Raw genomic sequence first — 6595 nt, 5'->3', positions numbered from 1 at the left:
ACCACTTGTCCTAAAAAGCTCCTACGGGCAATCCACGCAAAACAAGAGAACGAATAAAACCAAGTATTACAAGAGAAAAGGAAATAAACAAGTAAGGAGAAAAACAACATAAGCTCATAGAAAACATGGGGATAAAACCCCATCCACGAGGCTAGCTGTGAAGCCCCTAGAACGATCTAACAAGAGGGGATAAAAACCCCCGAGTAGGAGGTTGTAACAAAATACTCTAGGGGCTGAAACACTTAACACTATGCAAAGAAAACAAAGTATTATGAGAACAAAAAATATCTCGAGAAACGAATAAATTCAACCATGGAATTAAAAGTTACAAATAAGGACTTCGCAATTGATATTTCACAAAGCAAACTAACAGCAGCAAAGGGAGAACTAGTAATAGAACAAGAAAAATCAGCAGTATACGTCAAGGAGGTAAAGGAATTCAACTACGACAACGAGGGAATAGAAGAACTAATTAAATTCCTAGGAGAATACAAGGAAGGAATAATAGAGGCAACCGGAATATATTACTTCTACCTACATGAAAAACTAACGGAAAAAGGATACAAGCTAACAGTAATAAACCCACTACACCTAACAGAAATACTAGGGAAAAAGACAGACAAACTCGACGCACAAAGGTTACTAGTAGCACACATGACCAGAGTAATCAAGGGATCATACCAACAGGAGAAATAATGGAACTAAGAGAACTAACGAGATATAGGGAAAGCCTAGTAGAGAAGACAACACAAGTAAAGAACGAGATAAGGAAAATATTAGAATTCGCGGGATATAAAATACAACCATTCGACAAGAAGGGAAGAAAACCACTTGAAAAGCTAGTAAAGGGGGAAGAACTAAGCAAAGAAGAGAAAGAGGAACTAAAAGAAAAACTAGGGAGAAACTTAAACGACGCGGAAAAACTAGCGTTAAAACAATTAGTTGAACTATTAAAAAACTTGGAGAAAATGATTAAGGACGTTGAGGATACGATAAATTCCAAAATTCCAAAACCAGTAATTGAGTTGAGTAAGATCCCCGGGATTGGTTTGATTAGTGCTACAACTATTTACGCTGAGTTCGGTGATGTTTCCCGTTTTTCCAGTTCTAAGGCTGCTAGGGCTTATGCAGGCTTTGCACCCAAAACTAAGCAGAGTGGTGATAGCGAGTCTCACTCCGGTATGATTAGGGGTAATAAGTATTTGCGTAGAGCTCTCTACTTGGTTGCCAAGGTTGCTAGGGGTCTTGAGCCTTTTAAAGGGTATTATGAGAGGCTTATTACTAGGGGGAAGAGTGTTACTCAAGCTACTTGTGCTCTTGCCGGAAAGCTTGCAAGCATTTGTTATCATGTTATAAGGGACGGTGTTTACAAGGGAGTTGTCAAGAAGAGTTTTAGGATTCCTAGGGGTAAGGAAGTTAATGCCAAGGACTTCGACGTGGGAGACGCGCTAGACTCGTTATCCCCATAGGTTTGTTAGAGGCGTCAGCATGTAGTGCCTTGTAGCCCTGACGGATTCCCCAAAAGTACAGCTGAGAATAGGGACTCAATCCTCCACCTAACACCGTAACCCTTCTCCTCCCTCCAACGATCATAACCTCTTGAACTCCCTTACGGTCTTTCTCCTAGCTGGATGGCCGCGCCTAGTAGAAGCGTTCTTCCTAGGTGGGACAACGACCTCAACCCCGGTCTTGTAAACCTCATTGGCATCATAAGCTTTATCTGCATAAAATTTCTTGACCTTCTTTCCCTTGTCTTGTAAATCCTTAACTGTCTTGACTGCAGTCTCAACCTCGTTGGTGGTTACTTCGGCGTTTATTATGTTGAATTGGTCTTTATCCATTACTATTTCGATCTTGAGGAATTTTGAGTCCTTGGTTTTACCCCATTTTGCTATAATGTATTGTCCTCCCTTGTTTGTGCTTATTCCCGTTGCGTCTGCTATTACTTCAAGTTGGTCATTTACCTCGAATTTTATGTTCATGTTTCTTACTCTTTCCTCACTGTTGAGTAGTCTAGGCTTGTTGGGATGATTTTCAGTCTCTCTAGTGCTCTCAATACTCCTTCTATGGCCCTATAAGGTAAGAACAAGTGGAGGAATGCTAGGAATTCGTTGAACTCCTTTGGTGCCTTGTAGGTTTTCTTTGCATGTCTATTCTCCTCTGCTAGTAAACCAGAGTTCGAAGACGTAGAAGGGAAACATTAGCTTGTATCTCATTATAACGTTCTCGTCGTACTTGTGCCAATCCCTCTTGTACTCACTCTTTACCATGAGTAATACTCGTAATTATTTATTAATTTTTGTATAATTCTGAAGTAGCCCACAAAGCATTAGAAAAAGAAATATTTAAATATAAGGGGGTTATCCATCTCCGCTGGCGAGGCTTTCCGCCCCCTTAACCCCCCGTTTCTGTAATCATGAGGACTGTTAAGGAGATGCAAAAAGCCAAAGCTAGGTAGGTTTTCCCACCAGCCTCCAATTAACGATTATTGAGCCGGAATTAATGCCGTTTTATAGAGCGTATTAACACTAAGATAGTAGGATTAAAGTTATAGTCTCTTCTCCATATTAAAATATCGCTGTGAAAAAGAGCTTTCTAGTAATCGGTCTAGTTTTTATTATAGTAAGTTTGGTATTCTTATATCTGCATTTAACCCTATCAAAGAGCTCGTACCAAAAGGGTGTTATACCCATTAAAGCGGAGGGAAATTACACTCTTAGTATTAGTTACTCCAGTTTTGTGTTTGAATACAAAGATAATGTGTCTGAGCCGTTGCGAGTGATCCCCGTAAACATTCAAATAATAAACACAACGTATAGTAACGGGACATATTATGTTTTCGGAGAGGGTTTTTACGATTCGCAATTACTATTGAAAAATAATTACACGCAAGGAGTGCTTGTAGGATTTGTACTCATAAATGATTCCCCGATTTATGTGGTCTATTCTCTATCCTTGACTTTTTTCATAATAAGTTTAGTAGCGGGAATAGTAATAGTTTCCGTTTCTTTCTTATTTAAAGGTTCGGACACGGAGGAAGATTGAAGATCCTCCTAGACCTCGAACATAAAATACAGAAAGAAGTGCTCTCGACGGTTTGTCCACTTAAAATTCTTCCAACTAAGGAGTCCAGCATATCACTTACCTCTTCATCGCTGTTTACCTTCTGGACTTGCTCTTCTTTCATCTTTATCTGCTTTTCATAAGTGGTTGCTGAAATACCTACCTCCTTTGATGCTTTAACTACAGGCACTCCTTTCTCTATGAGTCTTTTAGCAATTGCTAACCTTAATACCGGAACTACACTCTTAAATGCATCTTCGCATGGTGTGGTAATCTTTCTCATAGTTGAAATTTCGCATCTATTTTTAATAGAATTTGGGTATAATACCGAAAGTCAGTTTCAATTAACAGTGTTAAACGTAAGTGTATAACTTAGTATACCAGTGTTAGAATCCGTATAATTTATAATGATAGATTGAGGTATTAAAATTCCGGAGTGAAAAAGAATTTTCCGTTTACGTCAACTCTCTTTACTTTATAATTATACGCAAAGGACAGTAACTCATCCGAGAGGCCTTTCGGCTCTCCCTCGTAGATAATCCTTCCGTTCTTCAGAAGGATCACTCTATCGACGTAGTTTATAACATCCAGCTCGTGAGCTGTAATAAGGAATAGCTTTTCGTTCTTCAGCTGGCTCATTATAGCTATTATCTTGAATTTGTTAGCAAAGTCCACGTTAGAGAAGGGTTCGTCCATTATGACTAAATTTCCCTCACCAAGTGCTTTAGCTATTAACACTAACCTCTTCTCTCCACTGCTTAACGTGGAGAAATCCCTTTGCATGAACTTATCCAACCCTAATAGTTTAACATATCTCTCGTAATTTCCTCTCTTTCTCCCTGCTGTTAGGACTTCCCAGACTTTCATGGAAGGAGAAAAGAACTCGGAAGGGGAATAGGATAGTTTTTCTAAGTCTACTGAAACCTCCCCTTCGTTCGATTTAACCATACCTATTATAGTCCTGAGTAAGGTGGTCTTACCTGATCCGTTAGGTCCTAAAAGAAGAGTCACCCCTTCCTTAAGCTCGAAAGTTACGTTATCTATGACGACCTTATCACCGAACTTAACTCTCAACCCTTTGACCATCATTTATCCTCACCATGAGCGAAACCAGAACCGGGGAGGACATTAGGGCAATTATCGGAGTTACTGGGATAATAGTCCCGAAGAGACCATGGGATAATACGTTACTTATTAACATAAGGGAAGCACCAATGACAGAAGAGTACACTGTAAGATCCCTCATATTTCCTCCAATGACCCTTCTCACCAGATGAGGGACAAGGATTCCCAAGAAACCGATGACTCCTACCAAGGATATCTCGTAAGATACCACGAAACTTATGAAGGTTAGCCAGAAGACCCTGAACCTTTGGGGGTTAATGCCGTGGGCATAGCTCAACTCATCACTTATTGCTACTAAGTCGATAGCTTTTGAGTGAATTAACGATAGTATTACAAGAATAGCTGAAATTAATATCAGGGGGATAACCTGATCCCACCCAACAATGCTAATCTCTCCTAAGAGCCAGAACAGCAAAGGGGGTATAGTAGGATCCTTATACTCAAGGATCGTAAACAATATCGTGTAAATTGAAGTGAAGATATAAGAGACTATAACACCCCCTATCACTAAACCGTAAATCCCTCCTCTTTTTCCTATTATGATTGTTAAACTGGTCGAGAGGAGAGAAAAAACAAAAGCGAACAGAGGCTGGAGGAAGGGCATTATAAAGGAGTTTAACAAGAAATACGAGATTATCGCACCTAAAGCTCCTCCAGACGCTGTCCCTGATATATAAGGGTCGACAATAGGATTCCTCAATAGGTGTTGCATAATGGCTCCGCTCAATGACAGTGTTATACCTACTACCATAGCGGTTATTATCGTAGGTAGTCTGATTCTGTAAAGTATGATCGAATATACACCATTCGGGTGAATTAAATCGTTAATTGGAATTATGACTTGTCCTACGATAAGAGCCAAAATGAAAGACGGTATAATAGAGAGAAATAAGAAATACTTCAGAATACTTTTATTCACAAGAATTGGACAGCCTATCCATATAATAAACTTTTCCACTATAGGTTAAAGCTAAGGGTACATCTTAGCCTAACGTCCAACGTATTTATGGGTAAACAAAGTATCGAGGAGAACTCTTCTTAAATAACAATGGAAGAACCCTTAGAGAAGAAGATCAGGTTAACAGTTAATAAACTCTGTTTAGAAAAACAGTCGGCAAACATCTTACGTAATAGGAAAGTATACAAACCCTTGTATTCCTGAAAGTGTTATCCTCGCAAACTAAACCAAGTGAAAATTGGGAACTTCAACGCTTACTAGAAGAGAGCTACTTGACTAGGGTTAAAAAGTAGTCACAAATTGCACATTATTCTCGTAAGGTGTAGAAACACTAATGGTGTTCTGAAAGAAATCACGTATGAGTCGGAATTTCACCACGTTCGAGAACGATCTACATTGATACGCTGAAGCATGATAAAATTTATATGTGTTGGATAACCTATCCATACTTATGAGAAGCTCAATCTTAATTGGAATAATTCTAGTGGTAATAGTAATATTTTCAATTCTGATTTATACTCAATATTATAGCAATAGAACAAGTACTTCCCCCAAAATATCCCAGCCCATCGTGACAACTTCAGAAAAGTCCTTGAGAATCGTTAGTCTAGCCCCCTCAGATACTCAGATCCTAATTTCGTTAGGACTCGGTAAAAATATAGTTGGCTTAGACGAATATTCCTTCGAGCTTTTACACTACTTGAACGAAACGTCGCTGATACCATCTAACGTGACTGTGTTCCAAACTATCAGCCCTCCTAACATATCGGGTCTTTTACTCCTTCACCCCAACGTAGTAGTTGTTGAGTATGGGCTAGACTCACACTACATACCAGATATGGAAAAAGCAGGATTGAATTTACTCATTACAAACAACGATTTCGCTTTATCCCTTGTACAAATCGAGGAAAACATCCTTAATATTGCCCAACAATTTAACGAGGTTCAAGTTGGTAAAGAGGTAGTTAATTGGATGAACTCACACATGATTAATTATACTCCTTCAGTAAACGTGGCGTATTTAGACTGGATATGTCCCAACGGTGAAGCTTACACAGTTGGGGGTAACGTGTTTATAAATAATCTTCTGGTCTTGGCTGGAGGTAACAACGTTTTTGCTAACGAATCCGGTTACCCGCTTGTAACGGCTTCCAAGATACTTGTTGTGAACCCGCAAGTGATAATAGCACAAACTGTTTACAACTACACCTATACTATACAATTAATTGAAGAGTATTATAATGACACTTCAGCAGTTCATGATGGTAAAGTTTACTTGATATCCGGACTTGCGGTAGACCTTCTAGACGAACCTGGTGTATTGTCACCTTATGGATCTGTATTATTGCACGATATACTAATAGGGAAGGCTCCGCACTACATAAACACTACGTGGGTAGAAGAAAACCTTAACGTCTCACTCCCCGTATTTTAAGCGATAAACTATTT

At 39.2% G+C, this 6595-nt stretch carries 5 protein-coding genes and 2 pseudogenes; 3 read left to right on the top strand and 4 right to left on the bottom strand.

Translation table 11 applies throughout. The features are described 5' to 3' along the window. The first annotated feature begins 312 nt into the window (after window positions 1–312). Window positions 313–1469 (top strand): annotated as a pseudogene (locus WIW89_RS12540) (IS110 family transposase). On the opposite strand, the pseudogene WIW89_RS12535 reads toward WIW89_RS12540, so the two are convergent. Further along, window positions 1458–2270: pseudogene (locus WIW89_RS12535) on the bottom strand (transposase). The pseudogenes WIW89_RS12540 and WIW89_RS12535 overlap by 12 nt on opposite strands. 310 nt (window positions 2271–2580) lie before the next feature. On the opposite strand from WIW89_RS12535, the gene WIW89_RS12530 reads away from it, so the two are divergent. Beyond that, a complete protein-coding gene (locus tag WIW89_RS12530) occupies window positions 2581–3045 on the top strand; it encodes a hypothetical protein (RefSeq protein ID WP_337699142.1) in 465 nt (154 codons plus the stop codon). Here the strand turns inward: WIW89_RS12530 and WIW89_RS12525 are convergent. The 3 genes from WIW89_RS12525 to WIW89_RS12515 form a co-directional block, all read right to left on the bottom strand. Next, entirely contained in the window at window positions 3017–3346 is a 330-nt protein-coding gene (locus WIW89_RS12525; RefSeq protein ID WP_337721012.1) for a transcriptional regulator, read from the bottom strand. The two genes, WIW89_RS12530 and WIW89_RS12525, sit on opposite strands and share 29 nt — an antisense overlap. Window positions 3347–3486: 140 nt before the next feature. Next, a complete protein-coding gene (locus WIW89_RS12520; protein ID WP_337709134.1) occupies window positions 3487–4152 on the bottom strand; it encodes an ABC transporter ATP-binding protein in 666 nt (221 codons plus the stop codon). After that, window positions 4127–5107, bottom strand: a complete 981-nt coding sequence (locus WIW89_RS12515; RefSeq protein WP_337721011.1) for a FecCD family ABC transporter permease — start codon at window positions 5105–5107, stop codon at window positions 4127–4129. Before WIW89_RS12515 ends, WIW89_RS12520 begins: the two co-directional genes overlap by 26 nt. A gap of 490 nt (window positions 5108–5597) precedes the next feature. Between WIW89_RS12515 and WIW89_RS12510 the strand changes: the two genes are divergently transcribed. Next, entirely contained in the window at window positions 5598–6581 is a 984-nt protein-coding gene (locus WIW89_RS12510; RefSeq protein ID WP_337721010.1) for an ABC transporter substrate-binding protein, read from the top strand. The last annotated feature ends 14 nt before the right edge of the window (window positions 6582–6595 follow it).

It is taken from the genome of Stygiolobus sp. CP850M, from assembly GCF_037389425.1.
Classification (GTDB): Archaea; Thermoproteota; Thermoprotei_A; order Sulfolobales; family Sulfolobaceae; genus Stygiolobus.
This window is presented reverse-complemented; position numbering and strand designations above follow the sequence as displayed.